Origin of the sequence: Prescottella equi, assembly GCF_002094305.1 — a bacterium.
Classification (GTDB): Bacteria; Actinomycetota; Actinomycetes; order Mycobacteriales; family Mycobacteriaceae; genus Prescottella; species Prescottella equi.
Window position 1 is genome coordinate 336,024 of the sequence record NZ_LWTX01000003.1, and the last position, 23,840, is coordinate 359,863.

General features: G+C 67.7%; 19 protein-coding genes. 8 read left to right on the top strand and 11 right to left on the bottom strand.

The window, feature by feature from the left end:
* Positions 1–17 precede the first annotated feature (17 nt).
* From A6I89_RS10890 to A6I89_RS10900, 3 genes are all read right to left on the bottom strand, one after another.
* Complete coding sequence (locus A6I89_RS10890; RefSeq protein ID WP_022598555.1) at positions 18–1,625, bottom strand: glycosyltransferase family 87 protein; 1,608 nt, start codon at positions 1,623–1,625, stop codon at positions 18–20.
* 23 nt (positions 1,626–1,648) lie between these two features.
* Complete coding sequence (locus A6I89_RS10895; protein ID WP_414477678.1) at positions 1,649–3,790, bottom strand: transglycosylase domain-containing protein; 2,142 nt, start codon at positions 3,788–3,790, stop codon at positions 1,649–1,651.
* 468 nt (positions 3,791–4,258) lie between these two features.
* Positions 4,259–4,678: a DUF5318 domain-containing protein gene (locus A6I89_RS10900; RefSeq protein ID WP_005516753.1), complete on the bottom strand. Its 420-nt coding sequence runs from the start codon at positions 4,676–4,678 to the stop codon at positions 4,259–4,261.
* A 146-nt stretch (positions 4,679–4,824) separates the two neighbouring features.
* On the opposite strand from A6I89_RS10900, the gene A6I89_RS10905 reads away from it, so the two are divergent.
* The 7 genes from A6I89_RS10905 (at position 4,825) to abc-f (ending at position 11,708) form a co-directional block, all read left to right on the top strand.
* Positions 4,825–5,709: a DUF1707 SHOCT-like domain-containing protein gene (locus tag A6I89_RS10905; RefSeq protein ID WP_044991511.1), complete on the top strand. Its 885-nt coding sequence runs from the start codon at positions 4,825–4,827 to the stop codon at positions 5,707–5,709.
* A gap of 2 nt (positions 5,710–5,711) precedes the next feature.
* A complete protein-coding gene (locus A6I89_RS10910) occupies positions 5,712–6,341 on the top strand; it encodes a hypothetical protein (protein ID WP_022598562.1) in 630 nt (209 codons plus the stop codon).
* 61 nt (positions 6,342–6,402) lie between these two features.
* On the top strand, positions 6,403–7,248 hold the full coding sequence (locus A6I89_RS10915; RefSeq protein ID WP_022598564.1) for a DUF1707 SHOCT-like domain-containing protein: 846 nt from the start codon (positions 6,403–6,405) through the stop codon (positions 7,246–7,248).
* A gap of 2 nt (positions 7,249–7,250) precedes the next feature.
* A complete protein-coding gene (locus tag A6I89_RS10920) occupies positions 7,251–8,057 on the top strand; it encodes a DUF1707 SHOCT-like domain-containing protein (protein ID WP_226347419.1) in 807 nt (268 codons plus the stop codon).
* 106 nt (positions 8,058–8,163) lie between these two features.
* The gene (locus tag A6I89_RS10925; RefSeq protein ID WP_022598568.1) at positions 8,164–8,730 is read left to right on the top strand and encodes a PadR family transcriptional regulator; all 567 of its coding nucleotides are present in this window, start codon (positions 8,164–8,166) and stop codon (positions 8,728–8,730) included.
* Complete coding sequence (locus A6I89_RS10930; protein ID WP_022598570.1) at positions 8,723–9,817, top strand: inositol-3-phosphate synthase; 1,095 nt, start codon at positions 8,723–8,725, stop codon at positions 9,815–9,817. The genes A6I89_RS10925 and A6I89_RS10930 overlap by 8 nt, the downstream gene beginning before the upstream one ends.
* Before the next feature lie 280 nt (positions 9,818–10,097).
* Positions 10,098–11,708, top strand: a complete 1,611-nt coding sequence (gene abc-f / locus A6I89_RS10935; protein WP_022598572.1) for a ribosomal protection-like ABC-F family protein — start codon at positions 10,098–10,100, stop codon at positions 11,706–11,708.
* A gap of 47 nt (positions 11,709–11,755) precedes the next feature.
* Here abc-f and A6I89_RS10940 read toward each other — a convergent pair whose 3' ends face one another.
* Both A6I89_RS10940 and A6I89_RS10945 read right to left on the bottom strand, forming a co-directional pair.
* Positions 11,756–12,607 (bottom strand): crotonase/enoyl-CoA hydratase family protein, encoded by an 852-nt coding sequence (locus tag A6I89_RS10940; protein WP_022598574.1) that lies wholly within the window; start codon positions 12,605–12,607, stop codon positions 11,756–11,758.
* A gap of 187 nt (positions 12,608–12,794) precedes the next feature.
* A complete protein-coding gene (locus tag A6I89_RS10945) occupies positions 12,795–13,685 on the bottom strand; it encodes a LysR family transcriptional regulator (protein ID WP_162149957.1) in 891 nt (296 codons plus the stop codon).
* Positions 13,686–13,804: 119 nt separating this feature from the next.
* Between A6I89_RS10945 and A6I89_RS10950 the strand changes: the two genes are divergently transcribed.
* Positions 13,805–14,713 carry a LysR family transcriptional regulator gene (locus A6I89_RS10950; RefSeq protein ID WP_022598578.1) on the top strand — a complete coding sequence of 303 codons (909 nt, stop codon included), beginning with the start codon at positions 13,805–13,807 and terminating at the stop codon, positions 14,711–14,713.
* 129 nt (positions 14,714–14,842) lie between these two features.
* Here A6I89_RS10950 and A6I89_RS10955 read toward each other — a convergent pair whose 3' ends face one another.
* The 6 genes from A6I89_RS10955 to A6I89_RS10980 form a co-directional block, all read right to left on the bottom strand.
* Positions 14,843–16,900 carry a 3-hydroxyacyl-CoA dehydrogenase NAD-binding domain-containing protein gene (locus A6I89_RS10955; RefSeq protein ID WP_022598580.1) on the bottom strand — a complete coding sequence of 686 codons (2,058 nt, stop codon included), beginning with the start codon at positions 16,898–16,900 and terminating at the stop codon, positions 14,843–14,845.
* 47 nt (positions 16,901–16,947) lie between these two features.
* The gene (locus tag A6I89_RS10960) at positions 16,948–18,393 is read right to left on the bottom strand and encodes an MFS transporter (RefSeq protein WP_049910672.1); all 1,446 of its coding nucleotides are present in this window, start codon (positions 18,391–18,393) and stop codon (positions 16,948–16,950) included.
* A 230-nt stretch (positions 18,394–18,623) separates the two neighbouring features.
* Positions 18,624–20,930, bottom strand: a complete 2,307-nt coding sequence (locus A6I89_RS10965; RefSeq protein WP_044991493.1) for an acyl-CoA dehydrogenase family protein — start codon at positions 20,928–20,930, stop codon at positions 18,624–18,626.
* A gap of 64 nt (positions 20,931–20,994) precedes the next feature.
* Positions 20,995–21,657 carry an enoyl-CoA hydratase/isomerase family protein gene (locus tag A6I89_RS10970; protein ID WP_044991494.1) on the bottom strand — a complete coding sequence of 221 codons (663 nt, stop codon included), beginning with the start codon at positions 21,655–21,657 and terminating at the stop codon, positions 20,995–20,997.
* Positions 21,657–22,655, bottom strand: a complete 999-nt coding sequence (locus tag A6I89_RS10975) for an NAD(P)H-dependent flavin oxidoreductase (RefSeq protein ID WP_022598588.1) — start codon at positions 22,653–22,655, stop codon at positions 21,657–21,659. Before A6I89_RS10975 ends, A6I89_RS10970 begins: the two co-directional genes overlap by 1 nt.
* Positions 22,656–22,669: 14 nt before the next feature.
* On the bottom strand, positions 22,670–23,815 hold the full coding sequence (locus A6I89_RS10980; RefSeq protein WP_022598590.1) for an acyl-CoA dehydrogenase family protein: 1,146 nt from the start codon (positions 23,813–23,815) through the stop codon (positions 22,670–22,672).
* Positions 23,816–23,840: the final 25 nt, after the last annotated feature.

Below are 23,840 nucleotides of genomic sequence, written 5' to 3' on the forward strand. Positions count from 1 at the left end.
GGCCGGAAGGACACTCTCTACCTCGCGTGGACCGGTTCCTCGACCGGAGCCGGTGGCACCTTGGGCCGCAGCCACGGCGGCAGCCATCTCGGCGGTGCGTCCTCGGCCTGATCGAGGACGCCTCCCGCGGGGTCGTCGATGAATCCGAACCGCACGAGGTCGTCGGCCGGGCGGTAGATCTGCCGTAGGACCAGCACGCACAGCGCGACGACGGCCAGGTCACGCACGACGACGGCGCCGGTGAACCATTCCTCGGGCAGCCCCTTGTTGGAGACGCCCAGGTAGTACATCATTCGCGGCACCCACACGAGTGCGTCGATCGTCATCCAAGCCAAGAGGATCCGACGGTGCGGCAGGGCCAGGACGGCGAGTGGCACCAGCCACAACGAGTACTGCGGACTCCACACCTTGTTGGTGAGTAGGAAGCCGGCGACCAGCAGGAAGCACAGTTGCGCCACGCGCGGACGACGCGGCGCGGTGAGCGCGACGTACCCGATGCCGACACACACCGCGGCGAACAGCAGCAGCGTGACGGCGTTCAGCACGGACGGCGACTCACCCGGCGCGAGCGGTCCGTCGAATCCGGTCCATCCGGTGAACGACGCGATGACGTTGTAGATCGAGTCGGGATCGGCGCCGCGTTCGGAGTTGAGCCGGAAGAACTCGGCCCAACCACGCGGGAACAGCAGCGCGATCGGCAGATTCACCACCAGCCACGCGGCGGCCGCCGCGAGCGTCGCGCGCGTCCAGTCGCGCATCCGTCCAGACCGCAGACACAACACCAGCAGCGGGCCGAGCAGCATCAGCGGGAACAGTTTGGCGGCGCCGCCCAGCCCGAGCAGGATGCCCGCGAGCACCGGCCGTCTGCGCGCCCACGCCAGCAGGCCTCCCATCGCGAACGCCGTCGCGAGCGGGTCGAAGTTGGTGAACGCGTGCACGATCACCAGCGGCGAGCACGCGACGAGGGCGGCGTCCCACACCCGCCTGCCGGCCAACAGCGCGCTCGCCCACACCGTCACCAGCCACGCCATCGCCAGACCGAACGCGACGACGTTGAAGTAGATCGCCACCTGCAGGCCACCGGGCAACCACGGCGTCGCGTCCCACGCCTTCGCGACCACCATCGAGCCGTACTGGTACAGACCCGACAGCACCGGGTACTCCATGTACCGCTGCTGGATCGAGCCGTCGGATCTCGGTTCCTCCCACCACTTCTTGTAGGGGAACGCGCCCTCGTCGAGGTGCTCGGCACCGTACAGCGGGACGGTGTCGGAGTAACACATCGCGACGTACTGGCGGTTGCCGCTCCAGTCCAGCCCGAGAGCGCCGTCCGCGCCCACCGGGGCCTGCTGGATGCAGCCGGCCTTGGTGAACCAGCCGAGCGCGAGGAAGACGACGGCCAGCAGCAGGATCACCCTCATCGGGGTGAAGAAGCGGGTCCGGCCGATCAGCGCGTGCCGGCCCACAGGGCCGCCGATCGTCGCCGCCAACTTCGACGTCAGCGGATCCGTGTGGCCGGGGACGTCCCGCCAGTCGGCGGAACGACGATCGGCGGCGAGTGGTGCCGGAGACACCAACTCACCGCCGATCCTGTCTTCGGTGCTGCCCGCAGTAGTGTCGGCCACTCCGCGAGGCTACCGGGAATCCGCTACCCGGCGGGTACCGGCTGCGGCGCGGGCCGCTGCTGTCCCTGTGGAGCGTTGCCACCCGCGGCGGGCGGCTCCTGCTCCTCGGACGACGCGTCGGGGGACTGCGTCGGGGTGGGTTCCGTGGTCTGCCCCGGTCGGATCCCCGGGATCGGGATCGTCACGCCGGGCAGGATCTCCACGTTGCTCGTGGTGATCTCGAGCGGCGGCCGCGTCGTCGTGGTTTCCGAGGTGCTCGGGGGCGCCTGGGTCGTCGTCTTGGGCGCTGCCGGGGCCGAGTACGCGGGCACACCCGCGACACCGGCGATCGGCTTGGGCGTCGGGAACTTCTCGACGTCCGTGCCCTTGAGTGCGCCGTCCATCGTGGCCTTCCAGATGTCCGACGGCAGACCCGAGCCGTAGATCATGCCGCCGTAGCTGTTCACCAGCGGCAGACCCTGCTCGGTGCCCACCCACACGGCGGTCGACAGCGACGGGGTGTAGCCGACCATCCAGGCGTCCTTGTTGGCGCCGGTGTCACCGAGCTGCGCGGTGCCGGTCTTCGACGCCGACGGGCGTCCACCCGCCAGGCCGTGGCCGCGCGAGTACGCGGCGATCGGGGTCATCGCGGCAGTGGTGTTGTCGGCGACGGCGTCGTCGATGCGCTCCTCACCGGCCGGCGTGCCGCGGTCGAGCAGCACGGTGCCGTCGGCGGTGACGACCTTCTGCACGAAGTACGGCTGGTGGTACACACCCGACGCGGCCAGCGTCGCGTACGCGGACGCCATGTCGAGCGGCCGCGACTGGTACTGGCCCAGCACGATGCCGTTGTTGGGGCCGTTGCCGTCGGGCTCGGTGAGCGACTTGCCGACCCCGGGAATCTCCTCGGGGATGCCGGCCTTGTGCGCCATGTCGGCGATGGCCTGCGGACCGTTGTCCATCGACAGCATCTGTCGGTAGAAGCTCGTGTTGAGCGACCGCTTGAGCGCCTCGGCGATGGTGCACGTGCCGCAGGATTCGCCTTCGACGTTGCCGATCGAGATGCCGTTGACGGTGAGCGGGCCGCTGTCGTACATCTGCGACAGCGGAATCCCCTGGTCCAGTGCGGCCGCGAGACCGAACACCTTGAACGACGATCCGGTCTGCAGGCCGGCCTGCGCGAAGTCGTAGCCGGAGCCGTCCTGGCCGCCGTAGTAGGCGCGCACGGCGCCGCTGCGCGGATCGACCGACACGACGGCGGTGCGCAACTCCTCGGGCTCGCCCTCCATGTAGGTCTCGACGGCGTCGATCGCGGCCTGCTGCGCCTTCGGATCGATCGTCGTGGTGATCTGCAGGCCCTCGGTGTTGAGGTCCTGCTCACTGATCCCCGACGCCGAGAGTTCCTGCAGCACCTGCTGCTTCACGAGACCCTCGGGGCCGCCGGCACCGCCGCCGTTGTCGACCTCGGCGGACGGAATGACCTGCGGGAACTGAGCTGCCGCACGATCGGCCGAGTTGAGTGTGCCGCTGCCGACCATGCCGTCGAGGACGTAGTTCCAGCGCGACTGCGCACCGGTCGGGTTGAACTCCGGATCGAGCCCCGACGGCTGCTGGATGACCGCGGCCAGCACGGCGCCCTCGGACACGGTCAGTTCCTCGACCGGCTTGCCGAAGTACGCCTTCGAGGCCGCCGCGATGCCGTACGCGCCACGACCGAAGTAGATCGTGTTCAGGTAGGCGGCCAGGATCTCGTCCTTGGACCACTGCTTGGCCATCTTCGAGGAGATGACCAGTTCCTTCATCTTGCGAGTGAGCGACCGCTCCGAACCCACGAGCGCGTTCTTGACGTACTGCTGGGTGATCGTCGACCCGCCGCCTGCGCTGTCGCGGCCGAGCACGTTGTCGCGCGCCGCGCGGGCGAAGCCGGTGACCGAGAAGCCCGGGTTGGAGTAGAAGTCACGGTCCTCGGCGGCGAGCACGGCGTTGCGCACGTGGGCCGGGATCTGGTCGATCGTGACCTCGGTGCGGTTACCCTCCGGCGGCACGACGCGCGTGATCTCGGTGGTGCCGTCGGACGCCAGGATGGTCGCCACCTGATTCGTCTTCATGTCTCCGGGGCGTGGGACGTCCGCGAAGATGTAAGCGACCATGAAGCCGAGGATCGGGACGATCAGCCCGACGGCCACCACCGCGGCGGTGACGCGTCGTGCGATCTTCCACTTGCTCGACTTGGTCTTCTTCGGCCCCTTGGGCGGCTGACCGCCCGAACCCCCACCCGACTTGCGGGCCGTGGGCGGCGGACCGACCGGCGGACGCCCACCGGGACCGCGGCCACCGCCGCCGCCCGTAGCCGGACGCGCACCACCCTGCGGGGGACGTCCACCCTGCGGGGGGCGTCCGCCCTGCGGCTGCCGCGGTGCTGCGGGGCGGCCCCCCGGCGGTGGGCCGGGGTTGCGGCGCGGCGCGGGGCCACCCACAGGTCGGCCGGGCTGCTGCCCGGCCGGTCGTCCACTCTGCTGCGGGCCGTTGGGACGTCTAGGTCCGTTGGCTCGACCCTGAGGGTTGTTGGGGGAACTCACGTACGAATCTCCAGTAATCGAGTGACTGTGGGCAGTCCTCGGTTGCGTCGGTCGGTGGGCACAGCTGTCGGATCCCTACTCGCTCGCGGTGCGGCGACGCGGGGACGAAGACCTCCGCGGCCGTTTCGGTGCAGGCACTGCACCGAGAACGTAGGACTGGACCAGGTGGTTCCAGCTGCATGTGCGGCACACCTCGACGACGTGAACCGAGAACTCCTCCTCGGTCGCGGCCAGACGAACCAGTTCCTCGGGTGTCCGTGCCGACCCCGACACCGGACCCAGCTTGTCGCCGAACACCCAAGATACGAGGGTCAACTCTTCTTTACGACAGATCGGGCACATCACCTCGCTACGGCGGCCGTGGAACTTGGCCGCACGCAGCAGGTACGGGCTCGCATCGCAGACCGCGCTGACGCCGGTCCGCCCCGAGTACACCTCGGACAGCAGGGACCGTCGCTGCAGCGCGTAATCCACGACCTGCCGCTGTATCCGCACGGAGACCAGAGTACGTGCGTCCACCGTCGGTGGGGTGGAGCGGGAGTGACCGCACGTGGGGACGAACACAAGGTCTTGACAGGCGCCGGACGGCGGGGCGGGACGGCGTCGCCGCGTCCCTGGGGCCGTTACCTAAACTCATGACCATGTCCGGACAGGCTTCCGCACGCACACGCGCGCGCGACATCGATCGTGCGCAGACCTGTGGACTGCTCGACGCCGGATACAGCGAGGGCCAGCTGACAACCAGCGAGTACGACACCCGCACGGCCGCCGCGATGAAGGCGAAGACTCTGGGTGAACTCGACGCGCTGGTGTCCGATCTGCAGATCCCGGCGCACCTGTCCGAGGCGGTGGTCCGCGAGGCCCCCGGTTCCTGCCGCAAGCGCCGGGGTCCGGTGATCGCCGCGGCCGTCGTTGCGGTGGCCGTCGTGATCGGTCTCGTGGCCGTCGTCACACGCGGTGACGACGCGAGCCCGCAGACGGACCCCGTCCGCGAGGTCGTGGCCGCCGAACGACCGGCCGCGGCACCGGCACCCGCACCGATTCCGGGCGAGCCCGACGCGATCGTGATCGAGCCGATCGACACGACAACCGCCGAGGGGATCGAGGAGTTCCTCCAACAGTTCCAGATCAAGTTCGGCGACCAGATCGTCGACGAGCTGTATCTCAAGCAGCGCTACGCCACCTTCACCCGGATGCTGCCGGAGCAGCCGCATCGCGTCCAGCGTTGGGACTACTACCGCGGTTTCAATCCGAGTGGGTCGCCGTCCTCCCGTCCGTCCGACGCGTCGGTCGACCTCGCCGGACTCCGGATCGAAGGGCTCCGGAACCTGATCCGGGACGCACCGTCGACGTTGGGACTGCCGGGCGGCCGGGTCGACAGCATCATCATCAGGCCCAACCCGATCACCGACGAGCCCGAGATCCTGGTCTACGTCGAGGACCCCGGCCTGTTCTCCGGACACCTCTACGCGACGTTCGACGGGGTCGTCACCGACGTCTCCGCCCCGTCGCGCGCCGGCGGCTGACCGTGACCGCTCCTCGTGGCACGGCGACCGATTCGCCGCGGCAACGGAACCGACGCCTGATCGCGGTCGTCGGCGCGGCGGCCGTCGTCGTGGCCGGGCTGCTCGTGGTGGTCGGGACCGGCCGGTGGGGCCACTCGGCGGGCACCGATCACACGGCGAGCTCCTCCGGCCCCGCGAAGCTGACCACCGCCGCCGGGCTCGTTCGACTGCTGGACGAGATCCAGCGGAAGTTCGGCGACTCCACGGTCGACGCGCTCGACATCTATCCCGAGTACGCGCTGTTCAACCGTCCCGTGCCGGGAAAGCCCGGGATGTCGGTCTCCTATCAGTACGAGATGGACGACGGCGAAGCCCGCTTCACGGAGGGCTCCCCGTCGCCGCGCAGCGGCAACGGCGTACCGATCGATCTCGCCCCGCTGCGCCCGAACGTACCCACCGTGATCGGCCTGCTCTACGGCGCCGATCGCACGCTCGCCGTCGCCGACCCGACGTCGACGCACATCTCGATCGAACAGGACGAGCACGGGCCGACGGCCGAGATCTACCTGGGAAACGACGAGCAGGGTACGAGCGGCTTCCTGACGGTGGGCTTCGACGGTCAGGTCCGCGCCGTCCGCGGCGCCGACCGATAGACCGCTGGAACCCCGTGGACGCGGACACGCGACATTCCGACCGGTTCCCTATGATCACCGCGTGCCAGAGCGAGTCTCCGCCAGAAAGCGCGCCCGTGACATCGACCGTGCGCAGACCTGTGCGCTTCTCGACGCCGGGTACGGCGAGGGTCAGCTCGACCCCACCGAGTACCAGAACCGCACCACACAGGCCATGCAGGCGAAGACGCTCGGGGAACTCGCCTCTCTCGTCGCGGATCTGCAGATCCCTGCCCACCTCGTCGAAGCCGCACGCGAATCCACACCGACGCCACGCACTCCGATCGAGGGTCGCGCAGTAGCGGCTGTCGTCGTCGCGGTCCTGGCGATCGGCGCGACAGCGCTGTACACGAACCGGGGCGGCGACACCGCGCCGGAGACCGTGGCTGCGGCCGGAGCGGCGCCGATCCCGGCCGGCGAACCGGAGCCGATCGTGGTGGAGGCGTACGACCCGGTATCCGCCGAGGGCATCCGTGACTTCCTGACTCGGTATCAGCAGAAGTTCGGCGATCTGCTGGTCGACGATGTGATCTTCTACCCGACCTACGCGTTCTTCACCAGGGCGCTTCCGGACCAGCCGCATCGGGCGCAGGACTGGAGCTTCCGGGGCGGCTTCTCGACATCGCGGGGACCGGACGGGCGCGAGCTCGGCACCGTCACCGTCGACCTCGCGACCCTCGACGTCGACCGGCTCGCCGAGGTGCTCGCTTCCGGGGCGGACCGGGTCGGGCTTCCGACGGCGCACGCGGAACACGTCTTCGTACGCCCGGATCCGCCCGACGACGTCCTCGTCTCGGTCCTCTTCCAGGATCACGAGGAACGCACGGGCATGATCGACACACGGATGGACGGCACCGTCGTGGACATCTCGCCGGCCGAGGGACGGTGACCGTGTCGAACCGGCTCCCCGGACGAACGCCGACGCGGATTCGTGCCCGCGACGTCGACCGCACCGCGGTGCGGGCGGCACTCGACGCCGCCTTCACCGACGGCCAACTGAGCCACGTCGAGCACCGGAGGCGAACGGAGGCGGCACAGTCGGCGCGCACGCTCGACGACCTCGACCGGCTCGTCGGCGACCTGCAGGCACCGCCGGCCCTGAGCGGCGCCACCGCGTCGACGTCGGCGTCGACGTCGACGAGCACACGCTGGGCAGTCGCGCTGTCGGCCGCGGTCGTCGTGATCTGCGGCATCGTTGCGGTCACCTCGGATCGCGACGTCGTTCCGGCGTCGTCCGGGGCGTCGTCGGTGGAGCTGACCACGGCAGCCGGCTTCGGCCGGATGCTCGACGACATCGAACACCAGCTCGGCAGCGGGGAGGTCGACCGGCTGATCGTCTACCCGGAGTACGCGTCGATCTCTCGCGCGGTCGTCGGGGCCCCCGGCAGCGAGCAGTCGTACCGCTACGAGGACGGCCACCTCACCGACAACGGGCGTTCGCCCGGGCGTACTGCGGGTGTGCCCGTCGACCTCGCGGAGCTCCGCCCGAACGTCGCCCGGCTCATGGGTTTGCTGTACGGCGCCGACCGCACGCTGGGTGTGAGCGATCCGACCCAGGTGTATCTGATCGCGCAGCGCGACGACGACGACGGGTCGATCGTGAGCGTCCATGTGACCGACGAGAACACCGGCGCACAGGGGTTCATGACGGTCGGTTTCGACGGTGAAGTGCGCAGCGTCTACCGGGCCGACCGGTAGGGCGTCCGCCGAGAACTTCGGATGACCGTGCGTCCGTATATATCGGTGCGATATAGTTGGCAATCGCATCTATCGGTTATGTTCGGGACTCTCAGGGGGTGTGGTCTTGCTCGAGCTCGCAATTCTCGGGCTGCTCCTCGAGTCACCCATGCACGGTTACGAGCTCCGCAAGCGGCTGACCGGCCTGCTCGGTGCATTCCGCGCCTTCTCCTACGGCTCGCTCTACCCGACCCTGCGCCGCATGCAGGCCGACGGGCTGATCGCGGAGGACGCAGGCGCGGACGGCACCGTCAAGCGTCGGGCGCGCCGCGTGTACGAGCTCACCCCCGCCGGTCGGAAGCGTTTCTCCGAGCTGGTGGCGGACACGGGGCCCCAGAACTACACCGACGACGGTTTCGGCGTTCACCTCGCCTTCTTCAGTCGCACCCCCGCCGAGGCGCGGATGCGAATCCTGGAAGGCAGGCGACGTCAGGTCGAGGAGCGTCGAGAAGGCCTCCGCGACGCCGTCGGGCGGGCCACCGGATCACTCGACCGCTACACCCGCCAACTCCACCAGCTCGGTCTCGAATCGAGCGAGCGCGAGGTGCGGTGGCTCAACGAGCTGATCGCCGCCGAACAATCATCAACAGCAACAGCACCCAAGAAAAACGAAGGAGAACCCGACCATGGGTGAGAACAGCACCGCGGTGCGCGTAGCCATTGTGGGCGTGGGTAACTGTGCCTCGTCCCTGGTCCAGGGCGTGCAGTACTACAAGGACGCCGACGAGAACTCGACCGTCCCCGGCCTGATGCACGTCAAGTTCGGCCAGTACCACGTGCGCGACGTCCAGTTCGTCGCCGCCTTCGACGTCGACGCCAAGAAGGTCGGATTCGACCTGTCCGAGGCGATCAACGCCAGCGAGAACAACACCATCAAGATCGCCGACGTCCCGCCGCTGGACGTCCCCGTCCTGCGTGGCCCGACGCTCGACGGCATCGGCAAGTACTACGCGCAGACCATCGAGGTCTCCGATGCCGAGCCCGTCGACGTCGTCGCCGCGCTCAAGGCCGCCAAGGTCGACGTCCTCGTGTCCTACCTGCCGGTGGGCTCGGAAGAGGCCGACAAGTTCTACGCGCAGTGCTGCATCGACGCCGGTGTCGCGTTCGTCAACGCGCTGCCCGTCTTCATCGCCTCCGACCCGGAGTGGGCCGAGAAGTTCCGCGCGGCCGGTGTCCCGATCGTCGGCGACGACATCAAGAGCCAGGTCGGCGCCACCATCACCCACCGCGTGATGGCCAAGCTGTTCGAGGACCGCGGCGTCGTGCTGGACCGCACGTACCAGCTGAACGTCGGCGGCAACATGGACTTCAAGAACATGCTCGAGCGTGAGCGCCTGGAGTCCAAGAAGGTCTCCAAGACCCAGGCCGTGACCTCGAACCTCACCGGTTCGCTCGCAGGCAAGGTCCACGACCGCAACGTCCACATCGGCCCCTCCGACTACGTCGAGTGGCTCGACGACCGCAAGTGGGCGTACGTCCGCCTCGAGGGTCGCGCGTTCGGTGATGCCCCGCTGAACCTGGAGTACAAGCTCGAGGTGTGGGACTCCCCGAACTCGGCCGGCATCATCATCGACGCCATCCGCGCCGCGAAGATCGCCAAGGACCGCGGCCTCGGTGGCCCGATCCTGCCGGCATCGGCGTACCTGATGAAGTCCCCGCCGGTCCAGATGGCCGACGACAAGGCTCGTGCCGAGCTCGAGGCCTTCATCATCGAGGCCTGAGTCTCCGCGTAAACCTCCTGTGGCGGTGGTCGATTCCTTCGACCACCGCCACAGGTGTATTACGGGGATTCTCCGGATTAATCGGTGGTCCGGCGAATCCTCCGGTGCTACGGTGGCTTTCGTGGGCACTCTGAATCAGTAGATCGGGACGCCGCGTCGAGCTCGCTCCGCGGCGGGTCCTGAGCGCGCAGAATTCCGGTTCGGCTCGGCCGGGCCGGATTGCGCGAGGGCACCTTTCCCCGATCTCCCCGGATCCCCTCCGGGTGCAAGGAGCGCTCTCATGCCCGTCTCCCAATTCTCCCTCCGTTCCGTGTCGAAGCGATACCGCGACCGTGTGGTCCTCGACGCGGTCGACCTCGCCATCACTCCCGGCACGAGGGTCGGCGTCGTCGGCGACAACGGGTCCGGCAAGTCGACGCTGCTCGCGCTGCTCGCAGGCCACACGCCCGCCGACAACGGCGAGGTGCATGTCGTCGCTCCGGGCGGCCTCGCGTATGCCGCACAGTCCCTGGATCTTCCGGAGGAGGCGACCGTCCAGGACGCGATCGATCACGTGCTGCGCGATGTCCGGGCCCTCGAGGCCCGCATCCGCCGCTTGGAGCGGGAACTGGCACGCACGTCGCCCACCGCACTCGACGCGTTGCTGTTCGAGTACACATGCGCGACAGCGCTGTTCGAAAGCATGGACGGGTACACGGTCGACGAACGGGTCGACACCGGTCTGCGTGCGCTCGGCCTGCCGGATCTCGATCGCGCCCGGCCGTTCGGCACGCTCTCCGGTGGGCAACAGGCCCGGCTCGCGTTGGCCACCGGTCTGGCCGCGAACGCCGAGCTACTGCTGCTCGACGAACCCACCAACGATCTCGACGACGACGCCGTCGCCTGGCTCGAGCAGCGGCTGCTCACCCATCGCGGCACCGTCGTGGCGGTGACGCACGATCGGGTCTTCCTGGACAGGCTGACGTCGGTGATCGTGGAGGTCGCCGATCGCGGCGTCCACCGCTACGGCGACGGGTACGACGGGTATCTGACCGCGAAGGCCGCCGAGCGTCGGCGACGACTGCAGGAGTACGAGGACTGGAAGTCCGAGCTCGCGCGCAACGCCCGGCTGGTCGATGCCAATGCGGTGCGGCTGGCGGCCATTCCGCGCAAACAGGACAAGGCCGGGTTCGGACACGGAGCGTTCCGGGCCCGCGGCCGCGACCACGGCGCGATGGGCCGCATCCGCAACGCCAAGCAGCGGATCGGACAGCTGACGGCCGATGCCGTCGCACCGCCTCCCGAGCCGCTGCGGTTCACCCCATCCCTGGCGGTGTCCGGGACGGCGCCCTCCGATGCGCCGGCGCTGCTGCTGTCCGACGTCCGCGTCGGAAGCCGGCTCACCGTCGCGGGACTGCAGGTGCCGCGCGGTGGCCGACTGCTCGTCACCGGCCCGAACGGTGCCGGCAAGACCACGCTGTTGGACGTGATCGCCGGCGAGCTAACGCCCGACACGGGGTCGGTGGCGGTAGCCGGCCGAGTGGGGTATCTGCGGCAGACGCCGCAGCCGTGGCCCACCGGAGCGACGCTGCTGGAGGCCTACGCCTCCCGAAGGCCCGGATACCAGGAGGACGCTGCCGCCGACCTGCTCTCGCTCGGCCTGTTCCGCCCCGACGACCTGCATCGTGCAGTCGGGGACCTGTCCTTCGGGCAGCGCCGGCGTCTCGAGGTGGCGCTGCTCGCCACCTCGGACGCCGACCTGCTGCTGTTGGACGAACCGACCAATCACCTGTCTCCGGCACTGGTCGAGGAGCTGGAGGAGGCCGTCGACTCGTTTGCGGGCACGGTCGTCGTCGTCACGCACGACCGGCGGATGCGGCGGCGGTTCCGGGGGGAGCGCCTGACCCTGTGATCACCAGGTCGGGCGCGCTGTTCCTGTACAGCCGGGGCCGGTGGCGCTCAGCTGTACCGAGGGGGATTCCAGTCCGGAAAGATATCGGGCAGGTCCGAACCCACGGTCCGCTCGAATCGGGGGAGCCGCTTCTCCAGGAAGGATGTGACGCCCTCGTATGCATCGCTGCTCGAACCCTGCGCGCGTAAACCGCGCGACTCCGCGACGTGAGCCTCCATCGGGTGGCGGGCACCGAGCATGCGCCACACCAACTGACGGGTCAGTGTCACCGAAACGGGCGCCGTCTCGTCGATGATCTCGGTGGCCAGCGCGCGGGCGGCACCGAGCAACTCGTCGGCCGGGCACACGGCGCGCACGAGACCGGCGTCCGCCGCCTCCGCTGCCGTGAACAGCCTTCCGATATAGAGCCATTCCAGCGCCCTGTCCACGCCGACCAGGCGCGGCAGGAACCAGCTCGAACAACTCTCCGGAACGATGCCGCGGCGAGTGAACGGGAACGCGAACTTCGCGTCTTCCGACGCGAGTCGGATGTCCATGGGGAGGATCATCGTCGCGCCGACCCCGACCGCGGGGCCGTTGACCGCGGCGATCACGGGCTTCACCGAATCGTAGATGCGTAACGTCATCTCACCACCGCCGTCCCGCGGAACGTCACCGTTGTCGTCGTTCGGTACGTCGAAGCGCGAACCGCCCTCGGACAGGTCGGCACCGGCACAGAACGCCCTACCCGACCCCGTCACGATCACCGCGCGAACCTCGTCGCTGGCATCCGTGTGGTCGAAGGCATGGATGATCTCGTCCTTCATCTCGATGGAACACGCGTTGAGCCGATCCGGACGATCGAGCGTGATGGTGGCGATGCCGTCGGTGACATCGAGGCGGATGGTCTCGAACTTCATGGACAGGCCTTTCCTCCGATTGCCGTCGCCGTACGGTCGGGCGTCGACGACTCAGCTACTCTTGCGTCCGATCTCGCTCGGGCGCATACGTTTTACCGTCGACGATCGATTACCTCGAGTCAAAGATCGGTTTCCACCAGGAGGGATCGGTTTCGGGAATACCTCGGCAGCTCCCGCCTGTCGACCATCAAAGATCGAGAACATCACCGGACGCGGTGATGAACGTGACGAAGGCGAGCGCGGCCGGGGAAAGGGAGCCGGTGCGGAACACCAGCCCGAAGTCACGTCCCAGCTCGGGTGTCGTTCGCGCGATCCGGAGGCCACGACGTTCGGCGAGACGCGCCTCCGGCTCGGTGACGAAAGCCGCGCCGGCCCCCGCGACGACCAGAAGGTGCACGTTGTGTTCGTGCTCGACCTCGACCATGACATGGGGAGCGAAACCGTGATGGCCGCAAACTCTTTCGAGCTCCTCGCGAACCACCGTCCCGCGACCGCCCGCCACCAGCGGCAGGTCGGCGAGCGACTCGATCGGGAGGGTCGGGGCAGCCATGGTCTCGTAGTTCTCCGGCAGCGCCAGCACCAACCGGCGGCGGCCGAGCGGGTGTGTGGCCAGCTTCGCGTCGTCGACCGGAAGATAGTCGATAGCGACCTCGCACCTGGCAGATCTCAGGACGGTCGTCGAATCGGCGTTCGGGCCGGGGTCCACCAGGTTGATCCGTACGCCCGGGTGCCGTGCCCGAAACTCTGCGATGAGGGACGCCGACGGGTCCACCGCCAGATCCGACGGGCAGGCCACGTCGAGCCACCCCCGCTCGAGAGACACGAGTCGTCGCACGGTCTCGTCCACGCGCCGGGACGACTGGACCACCTGACGGGCGGGGCCTACCAATGCCGCTCCCGCTCCGGTCAATTCCATTCCGCGCGGTACCCGGCGGAAGAGTGCGGCGCCCAGTTCCGACTCGAGCGCCCGCAGCGATTGGGACAGCGCCGGCTGCGCCACGTACAGGACCTCGGCGGCCTTGGTGACGCTACCGTTGTCGACCACGGCCAAGAAGTAGCGCAGCTGACGTGAGTCCACCACCGAACCCTATACAACCTTCCTCGAGCGATAAGCTGACAGCTCGAAATGGAGACACCGGCGCCTCGCGACCGGAGTCGAACGTGCCGGGCGCGGGCCACGGCAGCGGTGAGGTGAATGTGGAATTCCGACAAGCCGAGCATTTTCTCGCCGTGATCGAACACGGCAGCCTCGTCCGCGCCTCGTCGGCGCTCCATCTCGCCCAGCCGTCGCTGTCGCAGTCCATACAGACCCTGGAGCGTGATCTCGGCGCGCCCCTGTTCCACCGGGTCGGCCGCGGCCTGGTCCCGACTGCCGTGGGATCAGCCCTGGTGGCCCCCGCACGTCAGCTCTTGCGCGATGTGGCGACGGCCCAGGCCTCCGTTGCCGAGTTCTCCGGCCTCCACGGCGGGCATGTCGACATCGGAACCACCGCAGGCCTTTACGAGTCACGGGTGCCCGCGCTGGTCGGCGAACTTCGGCGGACTTACCGGTCGGTGAGCGTGCGTATCCGCGAGTACAGCTCGGAGGCGGCCGTTGCGGCGGCTGTGCGCGACGGCAGCGTCGAGTTGGGGTTCGGGTTCGTCGACCCCGAGACCGACGATCACGATCTCGAAACCCACTCGCTCGGAAGCGAGGAACTCTGCATCGCGCTTCCCCGGCGGATCGCGGAGGAGGTCCCCGATCCGCTGCCGTTCGATCAGGTTCCCGACCTCCCGGTCATCGCGGTGACCGGTGGCGCGCAGGGCCGCGTCGCGGTGGAGGGTGCCCTCCGTCGCTCTGCCCGGCGCACGGCTATCGGCGTGGTCACCGAGCATCGACAGGCCACCATTCCGCTCGTGGCGGCCGGGGCGGGTATCGCCTGGACGTCGCAGGCAGTCGTCGACAACATCGATTCGTCCGAGGTGGTGGCGCGGTCGATGCAGCCGCCACTGGTCCTCGGAGTCGCCGTCATGCACCGACCCGGCATGTTGTCTCCCGCCGCCCGCGCCCTTCTCGAGACGGCGTTGCGAGGAGTCGAGCACGTCGATTCCGAGGGTGCATCGTAGGTTCGCCGCGCCCGAGGTCTGTTCGGCGATCCCGCCGCCACGAAGGCGGGCGACCCCTCCGCGACCGATGGGTGCCTCGCACCCACCGGTCGGAGAGACCCGCCCGGCCATTCACATCCTGGCCACGAACTAGTCGAACGTCTTTCCGTCCCTTGCCAACTCCACCAACAGCCGGGCGGGTTCGATTCCGTCGGCACGCAAGGCTGCTTCGACCGTCGCGAGTCCGACCGTCTCCGCGTAGTACATCGGACCCCCGCGATAGCGCGGGAATCCGTAACCCGCGATGTACACCACGTCGATGTCGGAAGCACGGAGGGCGATTCCCTCTTCGAGAATCCTCGCGCCCTCGTCGACGAGCGAGAACACCAGTCGCTGCACGATCGAGTCCGCCGAGAAGGATTGTGGCAGAATGCCGTTGCGCCGGTAGTACGACTCGAGCAGCTCCGCGACGACCGGGCTGGAAACGGCATCGCGGCGTCCGTCCTCGTAGTCGTACCAACCCGCGCCGGTCTTCTGGCCGAACCTTCCCATCTCGCAGAGCTCGTCGGCGATCTCGTTACGTCGGACGCCCGGGTTCTCCAGGTACTGCCGCTTCCGCACCGCCCACCCGATATCGCCACCACTGAGATCGCTCGCCCGGTAGGGACCCATCGCATAACCGAACTGCTCGATCGCCGAATCGATCTGCTCCGGCGACGCGCCTGCTTCCAGCAGGTCGTCGGCGGCCCGCCGATACCGCGCGAGCATGCGGTTGCCGATGAAGCCGTCACACACGCCTGCGACCACCGGAACCTTGCCGATCCGTCGCGCCACCTCCAGAACCGTCGCCAGGACTTCGTCGGAGACCTTTTTCGGCCGGACGATCTCCAGGAGGGACATCACGTTCGCCGGGCTGAAGAAGTGCAGTCCGACCACGTCGGACGGTCGGCGCGTGAACTCGGCGATCAGATCGATATCGAGGGTCGAGGTGTTGGTTGCCAGAATCGCTCCGGGCTTCATCACAGCGTCGAGTTCGGTGAACACCACGCGCTTGACGTCCATGTCTTCGAAGACGGCTTCGATGACGAGGTCACACGACGCCAGGTCCGCGTACTCCAGGCTCGTCTCGAGCAGGCCCATCCGTTCCACGAAGGCGGTGTACGCAAGCCGGCCCTTCTCGACCTGCGCTTCGTAGTTCCGGCGAATAGCGGCTACCCCGCGCAGCAGCGCCTCTCGCGACGACTCCGAGAGCGCAACGGGGATACCCGCGTTCAAGAAGTTCATCGCGATACCGGTGCCCATCGTGCCGGCGCCGACGACGGCGACCTTGCTCACCGTTCTCACGGTGGCGTCCTTCGTGATGCCCGGGATGTTCTGGGCCGCCCGTTCGGCGAAGAAGGCGTGCCGGAGCCCCGCCGACTGACCGTCCTCGACCAGCTGCGCGAAGGCAGCTCGCTCGGCACTCGCTCCGGCGGAGAAGGGGCCGCGCGCCTGCTCCACCAGGTCCAGCGCGACCAGGGGAGCGCGCAGTCCCCGGCCCCGCTTGACGAGGGTGGCACGCAGCGGCGCGAGATCCTCGTCCCGATCGACGGTGACGTCGCGGATACGGGGCAACGGAACCGAGTCACCCAGGCTCTGCGCGAACCGCACTGCCGCGCTGCCGACGTCGGCGTCCACGACCAGGTCGAGAAGTTTCTGCCCAGGAACCTCCGCGAGTGCCGCGGCGGTGCGGGCCGCACCGCCGGTGATCATCTCCGCGGCCGCACGGAGACCCAGGGCCCGCGGGAGGCGTTGCGTACCGCCGGCGCCGGGCACGAGCCCGAGCTTCACTTCCGGGAGCGCGAGCCGGGCCGTCGCCACCGCGACACGATAGTGAGCTCCCAGGGCGAGTTCGAGGCCCCCGCCGAAGCAGACTCCGTCGATGGCGGCGACAACCGGCTTCGGCGCGTCCTCGAGAGCGGCGATCAACGCACGAAGTGACGGCTCGGCCAGCGCAGCGGGAGTCCCGAACTCGGTGATGTCGGCACCCGCGGAGAAGATTCTCCCGTTGCCGGTCAACACGATCGATCCGATCTCGGGAGATTCGATGGCACGGGCGACGTCACGGAGAATTGCCTGGCGCGCCGCGAGGGCGAGTCCGTTCACCGGTGGATGGTCGAGCGAAATGACCGCGACGTTGCCCGCAACTGCGTAGTGGGTCGACAACATGAAACCTTTCGAGTGAAGCAATGTGATGATCGGACCGGCCCGTGCGGTCAGGAGTCTGCGCGTCGACTCTCGTCCGATGCGGCGGGCTCACGGCGGCTGGACGCTGCGTAGAGCGCGCTGTCCTCGGCCGAACCGTCCGCATCCGTCAACGCATCGATGCGCGCGATCCGAGCGCGATCACGCTCGGGATTGATGGTCAGGAACATGACCACTGCACCCACGAGCGTGAGCACGCCGAGAAGCTGGAAGGCCGAGGTGTAACCGTCGACCGGGGTGGGTGCGGCGTCCACGAGGTACCCGGTGAGCCAGGGGGCGACGATTCCCGAGGACTGGAAAAGCGCGACGAAAACACCGAGAGTGGAAGCGACCTGACGTTCCGGACTGATGTGCGTGATGGCGACGAACATCAGCGGAAGCACGCCGACGCCGATTCCGTAACCGGTGACGAGCAGGGTCACGACCGCCCACGACGGGCCGACGAACGGAATCACGGCCAGGCAGGCACCGCACAGGAGTAGGGCTGCGACGGACACCATGCCCCGAGATGCGCGAACCGTCATGCCACGTACCGAGAGACGATCGGTGACGAAGGAGCCGAGCAACATCGCTCCCATACCGGTGACACTCGGCAGTGCGAACAGCAGGCCCGAATTGATGCGGCTGTAGCCGAGGCCCTCCTCGAAATAGGAAGGCAGCCATGTCAGAACAACCGTGACCATGCCGTAGATCGCGAAGAGGCCGAGCACTCCGCCCCAGAAGGTGGGCAACGCGGCGATTCGCAGAATGCTCACCCGCTTGACGACCGACTGACCGCTCTCCTTCGCGCGCTCCCGCGCACTGTTCACCGAGTAGGGGCCGTCCTTGCCCACGAAGATCCAGACGACCGCCCAGATGACGCCGACCAGCATCATGGTGAAGAAGGCCGATTTCCATCCGAACGTCGCGACCACGACCGTCAGAGCCGGCACGACGAGAATCTTGGCCACCGAGGACCCGGACGAGACGACGGCGGAGGGGAACCCGCGTTTGCTTTTCGGGAACCAGCCGAATACCGCGACGTTGACCAGTGAAGCGGCCGGCCCCTCGGCCGCGCCCAGAAGAATTCGACTGACGATCAAGGCACCGAAAGTACCGACCAGTAGAATTGGTATCTGAACGAGGGACCAGAGAAGTGCCATTGCCAGCAGCACCCAAACGATCTTCACCCGGTCGGCGATGAAGCCGCCCAGGAGTCCTGTGACGACGAACAGAACGTAGAACACACTCCCGAGCAGACCGATGTCCGCGTTCGACAGCCCCAGATCTTCTGCCATGGGCCGCGCGACCACACCCAGAACGGCCTTGTCTGCGAAGTTCACGGTGTGCAGGACCATGACGAGAAGCGTGATGCTCCAAGCGGTTCGTGCTGTCCACGTTCCCGCGGATGTGGAGCCCGCGGGGGTGATGGGGGCCGCGTCGTCACCCGTCGCGTTCCGTCTGTCAGTGATGCTCATGCAGCGCTCCCACCTGGTCGGTTGTGACTGTGCTCATAACAGTCAATTGAAATGGTGCGCATCACAGAGGACAAATATCGGCGACCTATCGCAATGATAGGCCGCCGATATGCCTCGGGTCAGTCTGCCGGAATTCGCCGGGAAGCTTTTTCGCAGCGGGAACGCACGATAATTCACCGAAGAATCGCTTCCCGGAACTGGCATTCGTGCGCCGAAATGGATGGGCACCCCTACTTCGGAAGCCCCAGCAGGCGTTCGCCGATGATGTTGCGCTGGATCTGGTTGGAACCCCGCGCGATACGGCGCCCACGGCTCTCCAGGAACACACGTTGCAGCGAGTCCAGCTCGTATCCGTCTCCCGCAGGCCGGCTCAGAGCCGAGGCTCCGAGCAGTTCCAACGCGACCGAACCGAACTCGCAGTGGTACTCCGACCAATTGAGCTTGTCGATCGCCAACAGATCCTCGACGTTCTCTCCCGCGACGATGCGGGCACTGATGCCGGATCCGACGGCGCGCATCAGCTCCACCTCCACAGCGAGGTCGGCCAATCGCTGCCGGACGCCGTCGTCGCCGAGTCTGTCCTTCTCGTCGAGACGGCGGATCAAGGTTCCCAGCTCGTGGCGGTAGCCGACATACTGTGTCGCCGCCTTGCCTGCCCGCTCAGCTCCCAGTGTCGTCATCGCCACCGCCCAACCGTTACCGAGGCCTCCGACGACGTCGTCCAGCGATGCCCGCGCATCGGTGATCTTCTCCTGCGCGAAGCCACGATCGCCGGAAGCCATCCGGATGGGACTCACCTCGAAACCGTTGTCCTCCATCGACACCAACACGAAGGAGATACCCCGATGCTTCGGCGCGTCACGGTCGGTGCGGCACAGGAGGAACATCATGTTCGCCTGATCCGCGTTGCTGGTCCAGATCTTGTCACCACGAATTCGCAACTCGTCGCGCTCGATGGTGCCGGTGGCGCGCAGCGAGGCCAGGTCCGATCCGCTCTCGGGCTCGGAGAACCCCTGGCACCAGGTGTCCTCACCCGAGAGGATGCGGGGCAGAAACCTGCGTTTCTGGTCCGCGGTCCCGTGCGCCAAAAGCGACGGGGCCAGCAGCATCTCGCCCATGCCCAGTTGCGGACGTCGGAGCCCTGCGCGAGCGAATTCCTCTTCCACGACGAGGATCTCGGCTGGCGACAACTCACGGCCGCCGTACTCCTCGGGCCAGGACAGGCACAGCCATCGACCCTTCCGCAGGAGGTCGATCCAGTGCGCCTCCGCGGCGGTCTCGCGGTGGGCGAACGGTTCCTGCGCGTACTCCAGCGGGACACCATGAGATACGTTGTCGGACAACCAGGTACGCACCTCCGCCCGTAGTTGCGCAAGCACGTCGGGTTCGTAGGGCCGCACTGGAGCTGCGGTACTCGTGCTGCCGTCGAGAACGAAGGAGATCAAGCGTTCGCGGTGCCACGCGGGCGAGCCGAACAACAACTGATCCGTCTTCGCGCGCTTGAGGTGCACGTGGGCCTCGTGCTCCCACGTGAACCCGATCGCGCCGTGCAGCTGAATCGCCTCTCCCGCGATCTGCAGGTATCGGTCCGACCCCGCGACGCTGAGGAGGCTCGCCATCATCGCCAGGTTCTGCCCATCGGTGTCCGCAGCCTCCGCCGCGACATAGACGGCGGCGGCGATCGGCTCGAGCGTACGAACCAGGTCCGCCAGCCCGTGCTTCACCGCCTGGGCGGCCCCGACCGGTCGACCGAACTGGTGCCGAGTCTTGGCGTAGTCGACAGTCAGCTCCAGACAACGTCGAGCGCCGCCGACGCGTTCGGCCGCCTGCACGACGAGCGCCTTGTCGAGGGCGCGCGACAGCGAGGCGGAGACATCTCCCGGGCGGCTCACACGTTGCGCTACGACACCGCCGAACGTCATCGTGCTCAGCGGCCGGGTCTGATCCAACGAGGGTTCGCGGCGACACGTGAGGTCGGCTGACGCGGGATCCACGACGAAGAGCGCGAGCCCGTCCTCGCTCCGGGCAGCGACGACGACGGTGTCGGCGCAGTGTCCGAAGATCACATGGTGGGCCGTCCCTTCGAGTCTCCAGCCGCCGTCAGCGGCATGCGCGCGCACCGACTCGGCGCCGGCGCGGAGCCATCCGTCGGAGTCGGCGAATGCGAGACACCCGATGCGTGTTCCTGCCGCGAGCTCCGGCAACAGATCTCGGGCCTGCTCGTCCTCGATGCAGTCGACCAACGCCAGCGTCGTGAGCACCGAACTCGCGAAGAAGGGACTGCACGTCGCGAAGCGACCGAACTCCTCCGCGACCACCACGACGTCCCCGATGCCCGCGCCCGCGCCGCCGTACTGCTCGCCGACCAGCAGTCCCTGCAGTTCGAGTTGGTCCGCCATCGTCGCCCAGTCCTGGGGGCGATATCCGAGGTCGGTCTCCTGGAGGGCCAGCATGTCGGTCGCGTCACTCGTCCGTGACAGGTACTCGCGGACCGCCGCACGCAGTGCGCGGTGCTCCGCGGTTGTCGTCATAGCCATTCGGTATTCCTTCGTAATTCTCTACAACACAGGGGATCTGCAGGAGCGCGGGGGACCGGTCGATTCACCTCGGTTCCGGACCGCCGGCCGCAATCGACCTCTTCATCGCGGCTCCCGCACTCGCGGGATAGCCGGCGATCCCCTCTGCGAGCGCCGTCGCCCGTTCCAGAACCTCCCCGTCCGGGACCACCGCGTAGGCGATGTTGCGGCGCAGAAGGTCCGGGCCGTACTGCCGCTCACACGCGAGCGTGAGCTGCAACGCCTGGTTCGGGCTGTACTTGGCGAGCAGCCACCGCAGATTGTTCGGCGCGGCGATGCCCATCCGGGCCTCGCCGATCTCGAGAAACGACCGCTCCCCGACCACGAGCAGATCGCACGCGAGCGCGACGGCCGCCGCACCGTTCACAGCCGCTCGCTCGAGCGCGCCCACCAGGGGCTTGTCCAGTCGCGACAGGTTGCGGTGCAGATCTTCGATCGCCGCCGAGATCGCGGGCCCGTCCGACTGCATCTCGACGAGATCCACTCCCGCGCTGAAGCAGCCGCCGGCCCCGTACAGCAGAACGGAGGTGACGGAGTCGTTCGCCTGGGCCTCACGGATCGCCTCGGCGAGCCGAGCCACCATCGGGACCGTCAGCGCGTTCCTCCGCTCGGGACGGTGCAACTCGATGTCCAGGCGACCGCTCCGGTGGTGCCGGACCCGCACGTCCCCTCTCGATGCTGCGGTCATCAGGAGTCGAGGAGCGCCGGCGCGGTGCTGTCGCAGAGCGCGGTGAGGCGCCCCTGGATCAGTTCCGTCGCTTCACCGACCATTCGGTCGACGAGCTCGGCGACGGTCGGAATGTCGTGAATCAAGCCCTGCGACAGGCCCACGGACCAGATACCGGCATCGGGGTCGCCCAACTCGTACACCCGCCTGCCGCGCGCGCCGGACACCAGACTGCGAACCTCCTCGAACGCCGCACCGGCGGCCAGCAGACCGACGACCTCACGGCTGACGGTGTTGCTGGCGACGCGAGCGGTGTTGCGCAGGGGCCGGAAGATGAGTTCGGTATCGAGCTCGGAGGCGTCGACGATCTCCTGCTTGATCGTGTGATGGATCGGTGCCTCCGCCGTGCACATGAACCGGGTGCCCATGTTGACGCCGTCCGCGCCCAGCGCCAGCGCCGCCGCCAGCCCGCGGCCGTCGGCGAAGCCGCCCGACGCGATGAACGGGACGCCCAGTGCGCGGGCCGCGAGGGGAATCAGCACCAGTCCGGGAACGTCGTCCTCCCCGGGGTGACCCGCACATTCGAAACCGTCGATGCTCAGTGCGTGAACACCGAGCGCCTGTGCCTTGAGCGCGTGGCGCACACTCGTGCACTTGTGGAGCACTTTCACATCGGCCGCCAGGAACGCCGGCATGTGCGGTGCCGGGCTGTTGCCCGCGGTCTCGACGATCTTCACACCGGACTCGATGATGACGTCGCGGTACTCGGCATAGGGCGGGGGCGTAATCGAGGGCAGCATCGTGAGGTTGACACCGAACGGCCGGTCCGTCATCTCCCGGCAGCGCGCGATTTCCGCTGCGAGATGCTCCGGCGTGGGCTGCGTCAGCGCGGTGATGAATCCGAGAGCACCTGCGTTCGCCACTGCGGCAACGAGTTCGGCGCGGCCGACCCACTGCATTCCGCCTTGGGCGATCGGGTGCTCCACGCCGAACAGTTCGGTGAATCGTGTCTTGATCATGGTCTTCCTTACCCCTACAGACCGAGCGATTTGCTGATGATCGACTTACATACTTCGGTGGTGCCGGCGAAGATTCGCGTGACACGGGCGTCGGCGTACATTCGGGAGATCTGGTACTCCGACATGAATCCGTATCCCCCGTGCAGCTGCAGACAACGATCGACGACCCTGGACAACAGCTCGGTGGTGAAGACCTTCACCTTGGCCGCGTCGGCCGGGGTGAGCGCGCCGTCGTCGAGCTCCTCGAGCGCGCGGTCCACCATCGTCCGCCCCGCCTCGATCTCGATGGCACAGGACGCCAGTTCGAACTTGGTGTTCTGGAAGCTGCTGATCGTGGTGCCGAAAGCTCGACGCTCCTTGACGTACTCGACCGTCAGAGTGAGCGCGGTCTCTGCACATGCCTGCGCGTTCAGCGCCGTCGACAACCGTTCCTGCGGGAGGTTGAAGCCGAGGTACCCGAACGCCTTGCCTTCCTCGCCGAGTACGTTCTCCACCGGGACTCGAACGTCCTCGAACGACAACTCGGCCGTGTCCTGGGCCTTGAGCCCCATCTTCTCCAGGTTCCGGCCACGTTCGAATCCTGGCGTGCCGTCCTCGACGACCAACAGTGTCAGGCCGTCCCGGCGGTCCTCGCCCTTGGCGGTGCGTGCCACGACCACGACCAGGTCGCAGTTGATACCGCCGGTGATGAACGTCTTGGCGCCGTTGAGTACGTAGGTGTCGCCGTCACGCCGCGCGGTCGTGGCCATGCCCGCGAGATCGGAACCCGTACCGGGTTCGGTCATCGCGATCGAGCCCACGATGCTGCCGGCCGCCATGCCCGGAAGCCACCGCGCACGTTGGGCATCGGTCGCATATTCGAGGAAGTAGGGGAGCACCACGTTCGTCTGCAGGGCGAGTCCGCCCAGACTTGCGCCGGAACGCGCGAGCTCCTCCGCGACGACGGCGTTGAACTTGAAGCTCTTCAGCCCTGCCCCGCCGTACTCCTCGGGGATCTGGAGACCCGGGATGCCGATCTCGCCGGCCTTGCGGAACACGGCCTTGTCGACCTTGCCCGCCTCGGCCCACTCGGTGAACTTCGGCTGTACGTCCCTGACGAGGAAGTCGCGGACCACCTTTCGGAACGCCTCGTGGTCCTCGTTGTAGATGGTTCTCTTCACTTTGACCGACTTTCTGTATCGCGAC